Source organism: Fulvivirga maritima (assembly GCF_021389955.1).
Classification (GTDB): Bacteria; Bacteroidota; Bacteroidia; order Cytophagales; family Cyclobacteriaceae; genus Fulvivirga; species Fulvivirga maritima.
Map to the genome: position 1 here is coordinate 4,096,429 of NZ_CP089980.1, position 17,345 is coordinate 4,113,773.

19 protein-coding genes and 1 riboswitch are annotated in these 17,345 nt (G+C 38.4%); of the genes, 6 read left to right on the top strand and 13 right to left on the bottom strand.

Translation table 11 applies throughout. The features are described from left to right. Positions 1-41: 41 nt before the first annotated feature. Genes LVD15_RS17370 through LVD15_RS17380 form a run of 3 tightly spaced genes read right to left on the bottom strand, consistent with a single transcriptional unit; the run spans position 42 to position 1,852 of the window. Positions 42-674: an MmcQ/YjbR family DNA-binding protein gene (locus LVD15_RS17370; protein ID WP_233776489.1), complete on the bottom strand. Its 633-nt coding sequence runs from the start codon at positions 672-674 to the stop codon at positions 42-44. Beyond that, complete coding sequence (locus tag LVD15_RS17375) at positions 671-1,291, bottom strand: DUF4304 domain-containing protein (protein WP_233776490.1); 621 nt, start codon at positions 1,289-1,291, stop codon at positions 671-673. Before LVD15_RS17375 ends, LVD15_RS17370 begins: the two co-directional genes overlap by 4 nt. A gap of 33 nt (positions 1,292-1,324) precedes the next feature. Next, positions 1,325-1,852: a hypothetical protein gene (locus LVD15_RS17380; protein ID WP_233776491.1), complete on the bottom strand. Its 528-nt coding sequence runs from the start codon at positions 1,850-1,852 to the stop codon at positions 1,325-1,327. A 312-nt stretch (positions 1,853-2,164) separates the two neighbouring features. On the opposite strand from LVD15_RS17380, the gene LVD15_RS17385 reads away from it, so the two are divergent. After that, positions 2,165-2,314 (top strand): hypothetical protein, encoded by a 150-nt coding sequence (locus LVD15_RS17385; protein WP_233776492.1) that lies wholly within the window; start codon positions 2,165-2,167, stop codon positions 2,312-2,314. Positions 2,315-2,450: 136 nt separating this feature from the next. Then, entirely contained in the window at positions 2,451-3,836 is a 1,386-nt protein-coding gene (locus tag LVD15_RS17390) for a tetratricopeptide repeat protein (RefSeq protein ID WP_233776493.1), read from the top strand. Between the two features lie 25 nt (positions 3,837-3,861). On the opposite strand, the gene LVD15_RS17395 is transcribed toward LVD15_RS17390, so the two are convergent. Then, positions 3,862-4,269 (bottom strand): MFS transporter, encoded by a 408-nt coding sequence (locus tag LVD15_RS17395; protein WP_370687426.1) that lies wholly within the window; start codon positions 4,267-4,269, stop codon positions 3,862-3,864. A gap of 87 nt (positions 4,270-4,356) precedes the next feature. Between LVD15_RS17395 and LVD15_RS17400 the strand changes: the two genes are divergently transcribed. Together LVD15_RS17400 and LVD15_RS17405 are read left to right on the top strand one after the other, a co-directional pair. Beyond that, a complete protein-coding gene (locus LVD15_RS17400) occupies positions 4,357-4,671 on the top strand; it encodes a transposase (protein ID WP_233776495.1) in 315 nt (104 codons plus the stop codon). After that, positions 4,668-5,528 carry an IS3 family transposase gene (locus LVD15_RS17405; protein WP_233780927.1) on the top strand — a complete coding sequence of 287 codons (861 nt, stop codon included), beginning with the start codon at positions 4,668-4,670 and terminating at the stop codon, positions 5,526-5,528. The genes LVD15_RS17400 and LVD15_RS17405 overlap by 4 nt, the downstream gene beginning before the upstream one ends. On the opposite strand, the gene LVD15_RS17410 is transcribed toward LVD15_RS17405, so the two are convergent. The 7 genes from LVD15_RS17410 to LVD15_RS17440 form a co-directional block, all read right to left on the bottom strand. Continuing rightward, entirely contained in the window at positions 5,514-6,260 is a 747-nt protein-coding gene (locus LVD15_RS17410) for an MFS transporter (protein ID WP_233776496.1), read from the bottom strand. The genes LVD15_RS17405 and LVD15_RS17410 overlap by 15 nt on opposite strands. Positions 6,261-6,329: 69 nt before the next feature. Further along, entirely contained in the window at positions 6,330-7,553 is a 1,224-nt protein-coding gene (locus LVD15_RS17415) for an MFS transporter (RefSeq protein ID WP_233776497.1), read from the bottom strand. Between the two features lie 6 nt (positions 7,554-7,559). Then, entirely contained in the window at positions 7,560-8,405 is an 846-nt protein-coding gene (locus tag LVD15_RS17420; protein WP_233776498.1) for an MBL fold metallo-hydrolase, read from the bottom strand. Position 8,406: 1 nt separating this feature from the next. Beyond that, positions 8,407-9,369, bottom strand: a complete 963-nt coding sequence (locus tag LVD15_RS17425) for an aldo/keto reductase (RefSeq protein ID WP_233776499.1) — start codon at positions 9,367-9,369, stop codon at positions 8,407-8,409. Between the two features lie 4 nt (positions 9,370-9,373). Continuing rightward, positions 9,374-10,552, bottom strand: coding sequence for an MFS transporter (locus LVD15_RS17430; RefSeq protein ID WP_233776500.1), 1,179 nt, complete (start codon positions 10,550-10,552; stop codon positions 9,374-9,376). Positions 10,553-10,581: 29 nt separating this feature from the next. Continuing rightward, the gene (locus LVD15_RS17435; protein WP_233776501.1) at positions 10,582-11,376 is read right to left on the bottom strand and encodes an SDR family NAD(P)-dependent oxidoreductase; all 795 of its coding nucleotides are present in this window, start codon (positions 11,374-11,376) and stop codon (positions 10,582-10,584) included. A gap of 1 nt (position 11,377) precedes the next feature. Then, entirely contained in the window at positions 11,378-11,776 is a 399-nt protein-coding gene (locus LVD15_RS17440; protein ID WP_233776502.1) for a DoxX family membrane protein, read from the bottom strand. A 134-nt stretch (positions 11,777-11,910) separates the two neighbouring features. On the opposite strand from LVD15_RS17440, the gene LVD15_RS17445 reads away from it, so the two are divergent. After that, positions 11,911-12,729: an AraC family transcriptional regulator gene (locus LVD15_RS17445; protein ID WP_233776503.1), complete on the top strand. Its 819-nt coding sequence runs from the start codon at positions 11,911-11,913 to the stop codon at positions 12,727-12,729. Between the two features lie 365 nt (positions 12,730-13,094). On the opposite strand, the gene LVD15_RS17450 is transcribed toward LVD15_RS17445, so the two are convergent. Beyond that, entirely contained in the window at positions 13,095-13,835 is a 741-nt protein-coding gene (locus LVD15_RS17450; protein ID WP_233776504.1) for a hypothetical protein, read from the bottom strand. After that, positions 13,835-15,142 (bottom strand): LVIVD repeat-containing protein, encoded by a 1,308-nt coding sequence (locus LVD15_RS17455; protein WP_233776505.1) that lies wholly within the window; start codon positions 15,140-15,142, stop codon positions 13,835-13,837. The genes LVD15_RS17450 and LVD15_RS17455 overlap by 1 nt, the downstream gene beginning before the upstream one ends. A gap of 142 nt (positions 15,143-15,284) precedes the next feature. On the opposite strand from LVD15_RS17455, the gene LVD15_RS17460 reads away from it, so the two are divergent. Continuing rightward, positions 15,285-17,060 (top strand): mechanosensitive ion channel family protein, encoded by a 1,776-nt coding sequence (locus LVD15_RS17460; protein WP_233776506.1) that lies wholly within the window; start codon positions 15,285-15,287, stop codon positions 17,058-17,060. 89 nt (positions 17,061-17,149) lie between these two features. Next, a riboswitch (cobalamin riboswitch) is annotated at positions 17,150-17,341 on the top strand. Positions 17,342-17,345 lie beyond the last annotated feature (4 nt).

Genomic DNA, 17,345 nt, shown 5'->3' on the forward strand with positions numbered 1-17,345 from the left:
TACAGAGCTGAATCTTGTCAATTCCTTTCCATTTTAATAGTTCATTTTTTCATATACTCTATTTTCTGAGTTACCATAGAAGCCCACTCGCCAGGCGGGTATAATATTCCATCAATTAATAGCTGATTCTCTTCGAATTGGGCTAATCGCCTGCCTCCAAAGCTAAGTGTCGGGTCTATTTTGTAATTGTAGAATAATGATTCATACTTTTTGCTCATTGATAAGCAGAACTCATGAAATTGCCAAAAAGTGTTAGGCAGATAATGCGGATTGTTCAGTCTGGTTTGCTCTTTTTTGGGAAGTTTGGTGAAAACCATTTCATAAGACTGATTAATCAATTCCTCAGCCAGCTCCCAGTCAGTTGCTTCTGAGAAGAGCATCATAGACCAGTATTTAGGAGACATTTCTGAGGGTTTGATGTTGCTGTCTTGCTCATAAATTTCCTTTATGGTTTCCGGGTTATGTTTAAAGTATGTGCCGCAACCATCCACATCAGCCGCACGGAAGAAATTAACGAATCGCTTGGCTTCTTTAAACTGACTCTGCTGTATACCGATTTCCAAAAACTCATCATCCGGGTCTTTGAAGTTACCTATCTCATTAGATAAAAAAACACTTCCTGGTTTTTCGAAAGTCATTTTAAGTAGCTTATCGTAATTCTCCCTATCTATCATTTTATAATATCCTTCATTTTGTAGTTGCGTTTATGGGCGGCTAACATTTCATTAGTGCTATTTTCAATTTTAGCCCACCTTTGGTCTTCTTTAAACTTCTCATGGAGCAGCTGTACATAAGTTTTTAACCTTTCATCATTTGACGAAAGTAGCAGGTACAGACAAAGTTCCTTGCGCTTATATAGACCGTTGTTCTCTATCATGAGATCTGCCAAATCAGTGGTTGACTTTATGGATTCTGATTTGGTTAGAGCGGTTTTTAGTGTAGAAATAAGTTCTTCAAAGAGTAAATTGATTGAAGTAGCTGAAGTAATGAGGAAAGAATCTGTAGCCATAGGATGAATGCGATTATGATAATAGCATTCATGTTCTTTCGGTTTATGGTTAGTGGGGAGCCCTAAAACTTCATCAATAGAGGAGGAGTGTATGCCAAAGTTGACGTAGAACTTCAATTCTTCAAAGCTATTACCATGACTTTTTTGCAAGTTGATTACCATCACCAAATCGTTAAGGTGTAGGTAATAATTGAGGCCTGCTTTTTTAAAACCAGCAGATTTTAGAAAAGGGGAAATACTTTCTTTTACCAGTAAGTTGAATTTTTCTTTTAGGTCACTCATCTTTTGTAGTTCAATTCATTGAGTTTTCAACTGCTAATAAGGTATTTTATAAACCTCTTCAATAGCTTTTTTTCTATTATGGTAAGTGTTAACAATGCTTTCAGGATCCCAATCTTCCTTTTCTGATTTTCCTGTTCCTCTAGTATAGAAATTCATCATTACTCCGTCATCGAAATAGTATTTTCCAGTCCAGCTATTGTCATCATTTTCACTTATGGCCTCTTGCTTTATTTTTTCTTTGGCAAAAAGTAATCGATGATCTTTTTCTAAGTAATATTCTTTCATTGCCTCATTGCCTTTCAACCAACTGATGGTAATGAGCGTAAAAGTTGAGTCCTGATGAATATCTGCCGTAGCTTTGACATTATTAATATGGAAGTGGATGTTTTCTGATGGTTCAGTTACAGATAGCTTTTCCATTCTATTGAATATAGAGTCTAACAGGCCAAAATACTCTAGCTCCGAGGTGTTAGCGAATTCTGAAGTATTACCGCAGGAACATAGATATGAGATTGCCACTCCAGTTAAAATGAAATTATACCACCCTCGCTTCATTAACATAAATCTTCTCTTTTAAGTCAATGACAAAAGTACAAAGCCGGTATTCGGCGGATGTACTTATAAAAGGTGAATTATGAAAATCACTAAAAACCATGAGGGATGAGTTTAATAGACTAAAAACTTTGTGGTGAGGTAACTTATGTGAGTTTTTAGTGGGGAGAGATACGGTTGAAATGAATTCAATCTAATTACCGAGGAAATATTTGAAGTGAGTCTAATACCTATCATAAACATAGAAAGGTGAAATCGGAAATTTTAATGCATTTGTGTATATTATTGAATCTTAAAGATCAAATGAAGATTTAACATATTATGAAAATTAATAAAACTATTGTTTTGGCTGTTTTATCGTTCTTTTTATTGGCTGTTAGCTCATGTGCTGACCCGTATGAAGAAATAAAACGTAATGATAATGAGTCTGCGGAAACTGTTGGAGGAGGCAGAGAAGCTGATCGAGATTGATTAATATCTCGAGATAGATGATAATTAAACCTTAATTATTCTATAAAAGTATCTCATGTAAGATTTATGAAAGTTTAATTGTCATTTATTCCTAGTATTGTTGAATTTAGTTAATCAATTAAAAGACCTAAACCTAATGCCCAATTTCATTATACCCTTAAAAGCAATTGCTTGTTGCTTAATAATATTCATTTGTTTTAGTGCTTGTTCTACAAATGAGGAAGTGCTTCCTGATAGTATGCCTGAAGATATTAGTTCTTTAGAACGATTGCTGAATAATGATCTTAATAGTGATGGAAAACTTGAGGTATACTATAATTTGTATAAAAAAAGTAGATATATAGATTCTGAAAAATCTAAAGGCTATGTTCAAAGTATGATGAATTTGGCAATTGAATCCAAAAATACTTTATATGAGGCTAAAGCATTACATAGTTTGGGGCTAATTGAAAGAGATGAAAAGGATTATGTTCAATCGGTTAGGTATTTCTTGAAAGCCATTGAGTTATTCAAGGAAAATGGAGATGAGGTTAGGGCTGCAGATGATATTAATAATATTGGGCTAATATTTTTAGATATTGAGGGGTATAAAAAGGCTATTTCCTATTTCGAAAGGGCTGCTGAAATTTATGATAATCATAAAGATTTAAAATTTTTATCCATAGCTTACTCTAATATCTCTTTTTGCTACTCTAATCTTTCAGCTTTTTCTGAAGCATATAAGTATTTAAATGAGTCAATTGAATTGCAAAAAGCAGCAGATTCTAAAGACTTTGAAAGTCTGGCTTATTTATATAATACTTTGGGATATATTAGTTTTGGTGATCAGAATTTTAAAAATGCGATTGACCATTATAATATGGCTCTTTCTTTTAATCCTGATGATGCGAGCAAAGCTGATATTTATTACAACTTGGTAGAGGCTTATATGTATTTAGATCAGATGAAAGAAGCTGAAAAATGGTTGAATCAAGCAAAAAGTTTGTCTAAAGAAGAAGTAGAAGATTTTAACACTTTAATATTGAGATATAATATTGAAGGGGAATTCTATCAAAGATTGAAGAAACATGATAGAGCTATTAAGGTTTTAAATGAGGTCATTGCTAAGGTTGATAAAAATAAACTCTATGAGCCCCTAACGGAAACTTTAGATTTAATAGAGAATTCTCAAAAAGCAATAGTCAAAGATCACATGACTGTTCCTGCGAGTGATATTTTTAAGATACATGATTTAAGAAGAACTCAATCTGAATTAAAAAAACAAGTATTAGATGATTTAGATTATGAGTCATTAATAGGGTTATTGGACAAAGAAGTTTATATCTATCAGAGTAAAGTGAAGCAGGCCAGAATTGATAGTAGTCGGATAAATACTATTAAAACAATTAGTGCTTTTGTTGGGCTTGCTTTTGCTATGTTAATTGTATCGATGATTATAATCAATAGGAAAAGGCAGCTCTATAAAGGGGAACATTTTAAAATGAATAAATTAAGAGAGTTGTTTGATAATAATAATGTTTAGTCAAACGCTGGATGTTTTGATGAGATCAATTATTTCCCCTTCTCCTCAAACCTAAATGAGCCAATAATACCAAAAGGCCGAAGCCTCCTCCAGCAATACTCACACCCATCCATTGAAAATGAGTCCAGGCGAGGCCGCCTATGAGTGTGCCTGTGGCGCCACCTACAAAGTACATCACCATATACACGGTGTTGATACGGTTTCTTTCAGGAGGATTGCCTTCAAATATGATCGTTTGATTCACTATATGTACTGATTGAATGCCTAAATCAAGAAAAAGGGCTCCTATTATCAGGCCTATAATGCTGGCATGAGAAAGCCCAAGCACTACCCAGGAAATGATGATAATGAGTACAGAGACTATAATAATGTGGTTTTTGTTAAAATGATCAGTCAAACGCCCCACATAGGAAGCAGCTACCGCACCAGCTATGCCTACAAAACCAAAAGAGCCGGCAGCTGGACCTGCTACATTTGATTGGACAGTAAGTTAAGCGCTTTTGAGTTAAATTTACTAAATATGAAAAGAGCAAGAAGAGAGTTTGACAAGGAGTTTAAACAGATGGCAGTGAACCTGTGCCTGTCAGGAAAAAGTACAAGAGAAGTAGCTGATGAGCTTGGTTTAAGGACTGAGCTGGTTACCCGATGGAAACGTGAATACAATGAGTACAAAGAAGGTAGTTTTTCAGGTCATGGTAATCAGAATTTAACCTCAGAACAAAAGGAGATAGCCCGTTTAAAACGAGAACTGCGTGAAGCCCAACTAGAAAGGGATATTTTAAAAAAGGCAGTAAGCATCTTCTCCAAGGGAGACAACAAATATTCCGGTTCATAAAGGAATACAACCACAGATTTGGTGTTGAGAGGATGTGTAAAGTACTTAAAGTCAGTAGAAGTGGTTTCTATAATTGGAGCAACAGAAGGCCATCAATGAGAAAGTTGGAGAATGAAAAGGTATCCGCATGTATCAGGACTATACACAGCAATAGCAGAGGAAGGTATGGTAGCCCGAAGATCACCGAGGAGTTACGAGACCTGGGTTGGCGTATCTCTCGCCCCAGAGTGGCCAGGATCATGCGTAACCAGGGCATTAGAAGTATTATTTGCAGAAAGTTCAGAGGAACTACCACCCAATCAAGACACAACTATCCAGTAGCTAAAAACCTATTAAACAGAGATTTTCAGGCAAACCTTCCGGGGCATAAATGGGTCTCTGATATTACATACATCCCCACTGGTCAAGGTTGGATGTATTTAACCATCATTATGGATTTGTACGATCGAAAGATTATAGGATGGTCATTGAGTAGGTCTATGGCGTGCCATGATACAATATGGCCAGCCTGGAGAATGGCTTTAATTAATAGGCCAATAACAAACCAATTAATATTTCATTCCGACCGGGGAGTGCAGTATGCCACCTATTCTTTTTCAGATCACCTCAAAAGTAAGGGTATACAACAAAGCATGAGTAGAAAAGGTAATTGCTGGGATAATGCTGTGGCAGAAAACTTCTTTAAGATACTGAAGTCAGAACTGGTCAAACATACCAATTTCTATAGTATTCTTCAGGCCAAGAATGACCTGTTCGAATTTATAGAAATATGGTATAATAGAAAAAGAAAACATTCGCACTTAGGATATAAGACGCCTGAACAATTTAATAACCATAACTATTCAAAATGTGCTTAACTTATTGTCCAGTTTTTTGTTGCAAATCCAAGCCTCACTTCCCATATTAAAGGGCTCACTTTCTAGTAAGAATACTAATGTAGTCCAGAAAATGCTGAAGCTAGCGAAGTCTAATGCTCCTCTTAATGCTGCTAGTCTTAAGCGCGGTCTGGTTTTAAATTGATCTATGATAGACTTCAGCAATTGACCGTAGTTGCCTTTAAAATCAGGCGTAAGTTTGGGTAGCTTAATTTTGAGGAGCATCCATAATAATACCATAATACCTGCTGCTATAAAATACATCGACCTCCAGCCCAGGTGTGCTCCAATGAAGCCACTTACTGTGCGAGAGCCTAAAATTCCTATGAACATACCCGTCATTACAGAGCCGATGGCAGCACCGCGCTTCTCATCTGATGCCAGCTGTGCAGCCATTGGCACAAATAGTTGAGGGAGTACCGAGCTTAGCCCTATAAAGAAGCTGGCTATCATCAATACATGTACGGTAGGAGCTAAAGCTGCAGCCAATAATGCTACTATAATGAAAATAAAATCAGATAATATCAGGTTTTTCCTTTCAAACTTATCACCCAAAGGTACTATCAGAAACAAACCCACAGCATAACCTATTTGGGTGAGCATAGGAATAAGACTCACCTCAGATTCTGCAATATGAAAAGAGCGGGCCATCTCACCCAATAGGGGTTGGTTGTAATAGTTATTGGCTACTACAAGACCTGTACCTGCGGCCATGAGTATGAGAAGCTGTTTTGATAAGGGTTGATTGGTCAACTTTAGAATGGGTTAAGGGTAATGGATTTATTATTTGCCGGCGTTTGAACTGGAAATACTGCTCTTTTTAGCACTGCTGAGCCAAAAGGTGAAAGCTATCAGGCCTATTACGGCAAACCCCAGATAGCCATGCCCGAGGGGTTGCTCATGAAATGGCTGAAACACAGCTATAGAGCCATAGCTTAAAAAGGAGGTTAAAAAATAAGTTCCTCCGCCAGTAATACCGTTAGATATTCCGGCATATTCTGGGAAACGGGAGAGACAGTAAGTGAAGAATATATTAAACATAAAACCAGCAGCTACATGTATCATAAAAGCAGTAATAGATAATGATAAAAGGCTTTGGCCAGACCAACCTGCTATGATCATTACTATGGCTATAAGTAGTTGTGAACTGAGGGCTGAATATGATTTATTTCGAGTTTTATAGTTGAGCATGGCTTTAGATAAGAAGCCTCCGCACATCCAGGCTATTCCTAAAAGTAGTGAGATATAACCTGTAATTACTGGTGGGTACCCCATTTCATGCTCAATGATAAATGGACCGGACATGCTGTACATCATTACCATGCCATAGCTGATGCCTGTCATGCCTACTCCTAAGGCAAAATCTGATGTTTTGAACATCTTGAAATAGACTGATAAAGTAGACTTTAGTCTTAATGGGTGGGTTTTGTTAATAGTTTCACCAGAGAAAATAGCTTCTAAAATAAATAGTAAAAAGCCATAGACCGTGAGTACATAAAAGTTACTTCTCCAGGTAAAATAGGTTTCAAGATAACCGCCTACAAACGGTGCTAATATAGGAGCGGCAGCCCAAATAATGGTCATGGAAGAAAGCAGGCTTCTCTGTTTTTGGCCTTCGTATACATCTACAAAGAACACCCTTTTGCCAACCACCGCAAAGCCCGCACATACTCCTTGTAATGCACGCATAGCCAGGATAACGTTAATATTATTTGAAAGGGCAATAGCTAAGCTGGAAAAGGAAAATAGAAGTAGCGCCAAAAGTGTTATTCGGTACCTTCCAAGGGCATCCAGAATGCTGCCGGCAAGAATTTGGGTGATGCCATAGCTTATTAGAAAGAAGGAGAGGGTCAGCTGAATAGTGCTTTCAGGTAGTCCCAGGTCTACTGCCATATGTGGCATAGATGGTAAATAAATATCTGTAACCAACCCAGAGAGTGGTACTACTGAAAATGCCAATATAGTGGCAATCTTCTTATTGTGCTCTGTTATTCTTCTTACTGCCATTAGTGTTTATTGTCCTACGGACTCCTCCATCATTATTCTCCATACATTCATATGAAGCCATTCATCGTAATTTTTTAAATTTTCATATTGAGGCATTTTTACCGTATTGGGTATTTCAAAAAAAGGAGTATCACTTTTCAGTGCCTTCCTTACCTCGGTGTAAAGATCGTCAAAGTAATTTTGGATGAGCGTTATATCGGTTCTATCACCTATTGCTCTTACGTGTGCCATGTATACATCATCAAATTCTAACTTCTGAATTTCTTTGAGATGAGCCACCCAATTTTTAGGTGATGCGTCTGGCAAGTAGGCATATAGTACTCTATCTGGTACTACCATGTCAATGATGAAAATACTGTTGTGTTCAGGGAAACGAAAAACAGTCATGCCATTACCGTGGTTTCTTTCATAATAATGCAGTTCAAGCTCCTTATTGCCGAAAGTGAAAGAGGCTTCATTTCCACTCCAGGTGCTGTCAGGCATGATTACATCTTCTTTATGGGGTATGTTTTTGTATGCTTCAATGTGGCTAACAAAAGTAGCTCCCTGGTCTTTGAATACCTGCCCGCCACTAATATGATCCCAATGGTTATGGCTATAGAAAACATACTTTACTGGTAAGTCAGTAACTTTTTCTATGGCTTTCATGGTTGCCTCAGAATGCTTCTTATCGATAGGGTCTATTACAATAACCCCATCATTTGTAACATAGAAGAGCGAATAGGTACGATCACCCACCAGATATACATTGTCTTTTGCTTTAATAGTTGTTATCTGTTGAGAAAAAACACTTGCCGGCATAGAGCCAGCAAGTGTTAGAACCAAATATGTCAACCTTAAAAAGTTCTTCATATTAAGCTAGTTGAGAGTAGTTAGATGCTTCGTCTAACTGCTTCATATCATCATCACTAAGGCTGAGCTGACCTGCTTCTATGAAGGCTTGCAAATGCTTGCTTTTGGTAGCACTGGCTATAGGAGCAGTTACTGTAGGTTTATTAAGTAACCATGCTAATGATACTCCTGCCTGTGAAGCATTGTGCTTAGCGGCAACATCATCAAGAGCTTCTAAAATGCTGCTACCTCTTTCGTTAAGGTATTTCTCTGCAAACATGGCTCTGGCTTTGCCTTCAAAGTCAGCCTTTGTTCTGTATTTACCACTCAAGAAGCCGCTGGCCAAAGAGAAATAAGTGATTACACCCAATCCTTCTTCTTTACAGATATTAGCCACTCCGGTCTCAAATCCTTCACGGTCGTAAAGGTTGTATTCCGGTTGAAATACTTCATATCTGGGAAGTCCATTGTTTTTGCTTGCTTCTAAAGAGGCGGTTAACCTTTCTGGTGATAGGTTAGAGGCTCCAATATACCTTACTTTTCCTGCTTTTATTAGTTTTTCATAAGCACCGAGAGTTTCTTCTACCGGAGTTTTATCATCATCCCAGTGGGTAAGGTAAAGGTCTATATGGTCTACCTGCAATCTTTTTAAAGAGGCATCAGCTGCTTTTAAGATGTAAGCTTCTGTTAAGTCTTTGTGACCTTGTCCCATATCAGCACCTACCTTGGTAATGATATTAACCTGGTCTCTGTTACCTCTGGCTTTAAGCCAATTACCTATAATGGTTTCTGATTCTCCGCCATTATTGCCATCAGCCCAGCGAGAGTATACATCAGCAGTGTCTATGGTGTTAAAACCGGAGTTGATGATCTCATCCATCATTTCGAACGATTCTTTTTCATTCAGCGTCCAGCCAAACACGTTTCCTCCAAACACTACAGGTGCTGTATATAAATCAGTATTTCCTAATCTTCTTTTCTCCATAATTTTAATTATTTATAGTTACTACGTTCATTTTTCTTTTGTTTTTCCTCACGTTAGCCAACACAGAAGCTATGCCTATCCCTATAAAAGCCATGGTGGCACCTACCAGTTGTGCAGAGGTAATGCCATAGCCCATAGCAATTGGTAGCCCTGCGAAGTAGGCTCCCGAAGCATTACCCATATTAAAGGCACTTTGGTTTAATGATGATCCTAACATTTCTGATCCTTCAGAGGCTTTGATCATTACCATTTGGATAGGTGTAGACAGCGTAAAAGCTATAACTCCTATAATAAAAGTGGTTACCATCACCATGATTTCATTCTGGGCTAAGTAGGTGTTGCTAATTAAACAGATTACCATGGCCACTAGTGCAATGAAAACAGCCCGCAACGGGGAGAATGTTTCAGCTAATTTGGCCCCTATAAAATTGCCTACTACCATACCTAGTCCGGCTAAAATCATCCCGTAGCTCACCATGCTTTCGGGGTGACCCGCCACATCGGTAATGAGGGGAGCTATGTAGCTATACCATGCGAAAAAACCTCCTGTACCAATGGTGGTAAGGAAAAAGCCTAGCCATAACTCCTTGTTTTTTAGCACAGCAAAGTCGGCGGTAGCGCTTTTAGATGATGATTTTGGTAAAAAGGGCATCCAAAAATAAATGGAAACCAATGTGAGTATGCCAATTACACCTACTATGTAGAAGGTGATGTGCCATCCATAATTATGACCCAGATAAGTGCCTAAGGGTACACCTACCACATTAGCGATAGTAAGCCCGGTGAACATGGTAGCAATGGCTCTGGCCGCCTTGCCAGGTTTTGCCAGCCTTGAGGCTACCACAGCTCCCATACCAAAGAAGGCACCGTGAGGTAGTCCTGATAAAAACCTGAATGCTAATAAAGCTTCATAACTGGTAGATAGTGCAGATAATGTATTGAAAACAGTAAACCATGCCATTAATAATAAAAGCATAGTCTTGCCTGACCATCTGCCACCCAAAATAGTTAGGGTAGGGGCACCCACCACCACGCCTAAAGCATATGCTGATATAAAATGTCCTGCCGTCGGGATACTTATTTCCAGTGCTTCAGCTACATCAGGAAGTATACCCATAATCACAAACTCGGTCATGCCGATGCCAAACCCTCCAATGGCAAGTGCTAATAAAGCTTTGTTCATTCAGAATTGTCTATTTAGTTATTATTTATTTACACGATTGAATTGACCACGCCACCATCTACACGCAGAGCAGCTCCATTGGTAGCTGATGAAAGCGGACTGGCCACATAAGCCACCATGTTGGCTACTTCATCTACATCAGCAAAGCGCTGTGTTAGAGAGGTAGGCCTTCTTTCCTGGAAGAAGTCATGCAATACTTCATCTACAGATTTTCCTTCATCCTCAGCTTGTTGTTCCATACCTTTTTTATTGGCTCGGCTCCAAGTAGGGCCAGGAAGCACTGAGTTAACCGTCACATTGCTTCCTTTAGTAAGGCGTGCCAGCCCACGAGAAATGGCTAGCTGAGCAGTTTTACTCATGCCATAATGAACCATCTCCGTAGGTATGTTCATAGCGGATTCACTGCTGATGAAAATAATGCGACCTTCGTTTTTATCCATCATTTTAGGAAAGTAATGACGAGCCAGTCGCACACCGCTCATTACATTAATTTCGAAGGTTTCATACCATTCTTCATCAGTGATATCAGCAAAATCTACCTGATTGAATATGCCTACATTGTTAATAAGTATATCTACATCAGGCACTGCTTTTAATAGTTTGTCTACATCTTTTTTCTTGGCAAAGTCAGCGGCTATGCCATTAATATTTTCACTGCCTGTTTCTTTTCTCAGCTTTTCCATAGCCTCTACCAAATCTTCCTGTTTGCGGCCATTTATGATTACTGATGCACCTTCTTTAGCCAATACTTTAGCTATGCCGTAACCTATCCCAGCGGTTGAACCTGTTATTAAAGCGGTTTTATTATCGAGTTGTAAATCCATATTATTTGTTATTTTTCATACCAATAGCATACCCATTACTATCTGCGAACAGATGTAAAATAGCTAGGTATAACCCATAAAATATCTGTATAGCTACAGCCGACCAGTTTTCTTGCAGGCTGGAACCAAAGATGAGTTTACACACCAAAAACACTCCTACAGTAGAAGTGATCTTCATCTTAAGACCAGCGAGCAGCGCCATTCCCAACAGTAGTTCTATGATGGGAAGTACTGTAGCAAAAGAGAATACAAAGTCATGACCCAGCATAGTTTCTTCAAATGACTGGGCCATTCCGTCTGCAAAGCTATTTAACTTTGGAATTCTAACCATACCATGCCCGAAAAAACTAAAGCCAATCGGGAGGCGGGCCAGAGCGTATGCTGATTTTTGGGTTTGCATTGATATTTGTTTTATTAATTCTTTTAATGTTATAACGCTAAAGCTTGAATTCCGTTAAGGTATATATACATGTTATTTAGGTAAATATGCAGGGTTCTTTTGAGGGAGAGGTCAATTAGAAAATAATCAGTAGTATGAAGCGATATACACAGTTTGAAGAGTTGGTAATGTCAGATTTTGAAGTGGATGAATGGCCTCATCCCAGGCACAATCATAACCATTTTGAGATAGTATATATTGCCAAAGGCTGTGGCAAGCATCATCTCAATGACATTGATTTTTGTTATAAGAAAGGGGATTTGTTTTTACTAGGACCTGATGACGAGCATGAATTTGAAATAAAGCAAAGTACCCGATTTATATACTTTAAATTTACGAAGCTTTATTTCAATAATTATTACGAATTGCCCTTACCTGGAGAATGGAATAAGGATGTTGATCACCTACTCTATTACCCGGAAAGGAAAAAAGGTAGTTTACTAAAATTAAAAGAAGATAAGCTATTAGTGCATCAGTTAATGGAGATTATGGTTTCTGAGTATAACAGTACTCGCTTGCTTAATCATAAAATTATACTTCAGATTTTCAGTGTTATAATTCTGGTGCTTAAGCGAAATAGTAATGCCTGTAGTCATATCGCCGCTGATAAATCGGAGAAAACAGGTATGGCTCAAGAGCTGATTGAGTACATAGAATTACATATTTATAACCCCGGAAAGCTCACTTTGAAAGCCATGGCGGCGCACTTTAATTACTCAACCAATTATATCGGTATGCTCTTTAAAGAAAAGGTGGGTAGCAGCCTGAGAGATTATGTTAATAACTTTAGGTTGCAACTCATTAGTCAAAGGCTGGAGCATGGAACGGTTGGTATGAAGCAGATCGCCGCTGAGTTTGGATTTGTAGATGAAAGCCACTTGTATAAGTTCATTAAAAAGAATAATTTGAGATAAACTCAATGGTTATATGGCCCAATTTTCAGCCCGGAGCAAAATATTTTCTTCAATAGGTATTACCTTAATAATCTTAGTGTCTACCTATTATTGGGCTTTAAGCAGTGTAGGATGGGAAACCGTCCACTATTACTGTGTTTTTTTACATTGGCCGTTTTTCTATACCGGGTTTTATGAAGGTAAGAGAGAAATGATACTCACCTTACTTTTATGGTATGCCTTTTTGATGGCTGTTTTCACCAACCTTTTTCTGTTACTTTTTAAAATGGCAGATAGTAAAAGCTAGTATTATGGTGTGGGCGAAAATTACTCTTTAGCCACACCCAAAGGACATTAGAATAAATCTAATGTCCAGGGCATGACCTTTAATTCAGACCTATTCCGAAATTAAATGAGATCATATTTATCTTTTTGTTTGTTGTATTAGAGTTGGCAAACCTGACATCGTTATAGTAATATTTGTTAGTCTGCTCAATTGCAAATTGTTTCCAGCCCACAGAAGCCATAAGCAAAAAGGACTCTACTCTCCACTGCAGCCCGAAGCCAGCGCTTATTGTCGTTTTACCCTCTATCTCATCAGACGTATTTCCAGGTTTTTTCCAGGCTTTACTTTCTCCTAAAGAGGCATAAATAAATGGACTGTTAATATAGTTTCTTACCGCAGCTTTATAATAAAGACTCAATGTTGCGGCTTCAAAATCATCATAAGATTCATAACCGGCGCTGAGTCCTAACTGTACATAAGGCCTAAAGGCATATAGACCGATGGCATTTACTGCAAAAGCTGAGCTGTGATTATCTTCTCCTGTGTCTACTATGCCTGAGACTTGCAATTGAGGTAGAAACCCGGGCTTCTGCTGATAAAATTTTAAAGAATCCTTATACTCATGAAAAGCTCGCTTAGTAGCCACACTCATGTTAACATGCTCTATGGCACTCTTAGGTATTACAAGTTTGCTGTTTTCAATATCCAAATAAATATTGTCATCAATGGAGGTGATTCTGCCTTTCACTACCCCATTGTTTTTTAGAAATATCTTGTCTTTCTGTGCGTACAGTTGTAAGCAAAGTAGCAGAGAAAGAGAAAGTAAAGTGAGTTTCTTCATTAATGAGACGATTTTATTTGAATATGGCTGAGAAGGGTGATGTTATCCATGTCAGAATAATCATATTGGAAGAGTCCGTCTTCACCTATCATCATGGCTATATTTTGGAAGGGAATAATGTCATAGGCTTGTATATCTTTGTAATGCTCCAGCATGTTATTATTAATGTCAGAAATGTCTTCGGCATTAAAGACTTTGAGGCCATCGCTACCATCGCATATAAAGAGGAGGTTGCCGTCTTTACCTAAGCCATGAGGGTTAGTCATTTCGTAAGTATGCAGCAGCTTAGGGTTAGTAAGGTCGCTAATATCAATCACCTCTAGTTGGTTAGTAAAACCCTCGCACTCTGTACCTGATCTAAGGGTTACATAGGCATAATTATCATCTACTATTACGGGATCGCAGCTGGTTACATGGGCATATGTAGATAACAGCGTAGGAGACAGCGGATCTGTAGTCAGATCCATAATATGCATGCCACTGCGGGTTCCTATAAATAAATGGCCGTTTTTGGGGAATATGGTTTCTATATCCCAGCTGAGCTGAGTATGATTGTCATCAGAGGGGCTTTCTGGAGAGGCCAGGTTAAAGGTTATCAGCTCGCTACTGTTTAAAGTGTATAGGTAATTTCCTGCCAAGGCAAAGCGAGCCATAGATCCGCCCATGCCAGGGTTAGTAGGAGATACTGAATTTCTATTGTCTATAGATTCAAAGGTGCCAATGCCATCAGACAAGGTATAGCCCCAATCATACAAAACAGGGTCTGAGTCCGATCCATTGCAGTCATGGGTAACTACAGTTCTTTCTTCGCTGATTTCCCAGCTAGTGACCAATGCGTCATCGGTGGCGTAGTAGCCATACGTATTATAGGTGTTAAATACATTTTCTTTTCTTCCCGCCTCATGAATATTATTAATGTCACTGATGTCAATAATTACAAGATCTATATAACTATCAGTATATAGCATATTGCCTTTTACTGCCAGGTCATAAGAGCCGGGTACAGTTATAAAACCTTTGTTTACCGGGTTAGCAGGGTCATGATTATCTATAATATGAATACCTTTATTAGGCTCATTAATGAATAAATAAGAGTCTTTGAAGAATATTTTTCCTGTAATTTCTATTTCTTGAGGCTCCGAATATGCTACTTGAGACCTAAGTTCTGTCAGGCTGGTATACACAGGGCGGTAGTTGTATAAAGTTTGTTCATTTTCACATTTATCTTCACATGAAACGAAGGATATGAAAACAAGTAGGATCAGACCGATGTTCAGTTTTGAGGAGGTAGTAGAGGACTTTTTCATGGTGTGATTGGTTTTATTTTATAGACACCGAATCTTTTTATAAGGTTGGAGGGTTGAGTATACTTCTTTCAAAAAATCTATTTTGAATAGCGTTTTAATAGTTAGTTTTGTGCCTCTATAATTAAAAAAATTGAATTATAAAATGTCGCTGATAAAGGCTTCTTTCTTTAAAATACAGTTCGTAGTGGTGCTTTTGGTATTTGTATCAATTAGCGCTTCGGCTCAAATTCTGGGGCAAACACAAGTTGAAGAGCCCGCTGAAGAAGAGGAGGTTCCTACTGACTCACTAGGCAGAAGGTCGCCGCAAGGAACCGTTAATGGTTTTATGGATGCTATATCTGCCAGCAGGTATAAAAGAGCCATTGGTTATTTTGATTTAAATGGAGCTTATGATGCCAGTAATGAAGAGGCTGCTGAGTTGGTGAAAAGCCTGGTGTTTATGCTGGATCAGGGAGGCACCATATTCCCTAATGCCTGGATTAGTGATAAGGAGGAAGGAAACCTGGAAGATGGCTTTAAAAAGGATGTTGATAGGGTAGGGTTTGTTTCTGTTAATAATAAGAACATCGACCTTTTGCTTCAGAAGAAAAAAGATACTGAAGGAAATTATATCTGGCTTTTTAGCTCAGAAACGTTGCTCAATATAGCTTCAGAAAAGGAGAATTTTAAGGAGCCAATTATAAATAAATTATTACCTAATTTTCTGTTAAAAAATAGAAGGTTCGGCTTCTCACTTGGTCAGTGGATAGCTATTCTGGGCATAGTGGTTTTAGTGTATTTCTGTGCCGTATACCTTTCAAAAGGCTTGGTGTTTTTTGTTAAAAAAGTATGGAAAAAGGCTAGAGAGGAGTCTGTTGAAGGGATTATTGATGCTTTTAGTTTTCCATTGAGATTATATCTTGCCATAGTCTTATATCTTAAAGTGTCTCAATATCTGGGTATATCAGTGGTGGTAAGGCAGCAATTCAGTTTTGTTACGGTAATAGTGTTTTGGGCCGCGCTGCTATTGCTTTTATGGAGAATCGCTGATTTCGTAGCTGGCTTTATGGAGCGTAAAATGAGCCTTAAAGGCAATTTGGCCGCCGTTAGTGCTATCATATTTTTTAGAAGAGCATTTTACGTTTCTATTATTATCATAGGCGTTATTATGGCTATCGGGGCCCTGGGCTTTGATATTACTAACTGGATAGCAGCCCTGGGTATTGGTGGTATTGCTATTGCCTTGGGTGCGCAGAAAACGGTGGAAAATTTTGTGGGTAGTGTTACGCTGGTACTAGACAGACCTATTAGAGTAGGAGACTTCTGTAAAGTAGCGGATACCACCGGCACCGTAGAGCAGATAGGCATGCGTTCTACCAAAATAAGAACATTAGACAGAACCATAGTAACCATACCTAATGGTGAGTTTTCTTCTTTAAAAATTGAAAATTATACTCAAAGAGATATGTTTTGGTTTCACCCGGTGCTCTCTATGCGCTATGAAACCACCCCTGACCAGATGCGCTATCTGCTGGTAGAAATAAGGAAGCTCTTATATGCTCACCCTAAGGTAGATCCAGATCCTGCCAGAATACGTTTTACAGGTTTTGGTCCTGATTACCTGCCGCTGGAGATATTCGCTTATGTGAGAGCCATAGATTATAATGGGTTTTTAGAGGTGAAAGAAGACTTGCTGCTCCGTATTATGGATATAGTTGAAGAGAGTGGTACAGGTTTCGCCTTCCCATCACAAACTATTTATATGGCTAAAGATGAAGGCGTTTCTACTGAAAAAGCAGAAGCCATTCACGCTAAGGTAAAGGAATGGAGAGAGAAAGAGCAGATGGAAATACCCAATTTTACCCCAGAAGCTATAGAAGCCCTTAAAAATACCATACCGTATCCACCAGAAGGATCTAGCCAGAATAATAAAGGGTAAATGAAAGGAGTAGTACTTTATTCTACTCCTAACTGAACCTTTTCAAAAAAGAAATACTTACTTTTACGATCAGTAAAGTTCTTTACTTAATTTCATCAAACGGAGTAGGTTACACTTAACGTGCATTAATAGGGAATCTGGTGCAAATCCAGAGCTGTCGCGCAACTGTAATTAACACTAAAGGCTTTTGCCCTTGTGGTCCACTGTTCTGCCTGATCAGAATGGGAAGGACGGCAAAAGCTGTTAAAAGTCAGGAGACCTGCCTTTTCCGCTATGACTTTGCTT

Bases quoted from the DNA above. Each gene is read 5' to 3' on its own strand.
- LVD15_RS17455 (WP_233776505.1), bottom strand. From the start codon at position 15,142: ATGAAAAAGTCCTCTACTACCTCCTCAAAACTGAACATCGGTCTGATC.
- LVD15_RS17430 (WP_233776500.1), bottom strand. From the start codon at position 10,552: ATGAACAAAGCTTTATTAGCACTTGCCATTGGAGGGTTTGGCATCGGC.
- LVD15_RS17425 (WP_233776499.1), bottom strand. From the start codon at position 9,369: ATGGAGAAAAGAAGATTAGGAAATACTGATTTATATACAGCACCTGTA.
- LVD15_RS17400 (WP_233776495.1), top strand. From the start codon at position 4,357: ATGAAAAGAGCAAGAAGAGAGTTTGACAAGGAGTTTAAACAGATGGCA.
- LVD15_RS17445 (WP_233776503.1), top strand. From the start codon at position 11,911: ATGAAGCGATATACACAGTTTGAAGAGTTGGTAATGTCAGATTTTGAA.
- LVD15_RS17380 (WP_233776491.1), bottom strand. From the start codon at position 1,852: ATGTTAATGAAGCGAGGGTGGTATAATTTCATTTTAACTGGAGTGGCA.
- LVD15_RS17375 (WP_233776490.1), bottom strand. From the start codon at position 1,291: ATGAGTGACCTAAAAGAAAAATTCAACTTACTGGTAAAAGAAAGTATT.
- LVD15_RS17410 (WP_233776496.1), bottom strand. From the start codon at position 6,260: ATGGCCGCAGGTACAGGTCTTGTAGTAGCCAATAACTATTACAACCAA.
- LVD15_RS17460 (WP_233776506.1), top strand. From the start codon at position 15,285: ATGTCGCTGATAAAGGCTTCTTTCTTTAAAATACAGTTCGTAGTGGTG.
- LVD15_RS17370 (WP_233776489.1), bottom strand. From the start codon at position 674: ATGATAGATAGGGAGAATTACGATAAGCTACTTAAAATGACTTTCGAA.
- LVD15_RS17435 (WP_233776501.1), bottom strand. From the start codon at position 11,376: ATGGATTTACAACTCGATAATAAAACCGCTTTAATAACAGGTTCAACC.
- LVD15_RS17450 (WP_233776504.1), bottom strand. From the start codon at position 13,835: ATGAAGAAACTCACTTTACTTTCTCTTTCTCTGCTACTTTGCTTACAA.
- LVD15_RS17440 (WP_233776502.1), bottom strand. From the start codon at position 11,776: ATGCAAACCCAAAAATCAGCATACGCTCTGGCCCGCCTCCCGATTGGC.
- LVD15_RS17390 (WP_233776493.1), top strand. From the start codon at position 2,451: ATGCCCAATTTCATTATACCCTTAAAAGCAATTGCTTGTTGCTTAATA.
- LVD15_RS17385 (WP_233776492.1), top strand. From the start codon at position 2,165: ATGAAAATTAATAAAACTATTGTTTTGGCTGTTTTATCGTTCTTTTTA.
- LVD15_RS17415 (WP_233776497.1), bottom strand. From the start codon at position 7,553: ATGGCAGTAAGAAGAATAACAGAGCACAATAAGAAGATTGCCACTATA.
- LVD15_RS17420 (WP_233776498.1), bottom strand. From the start codon at position 8,405: ATGAAGAACTTTTTAAGGTTGACATATTTGGTTCTAACACTTGCTGGC.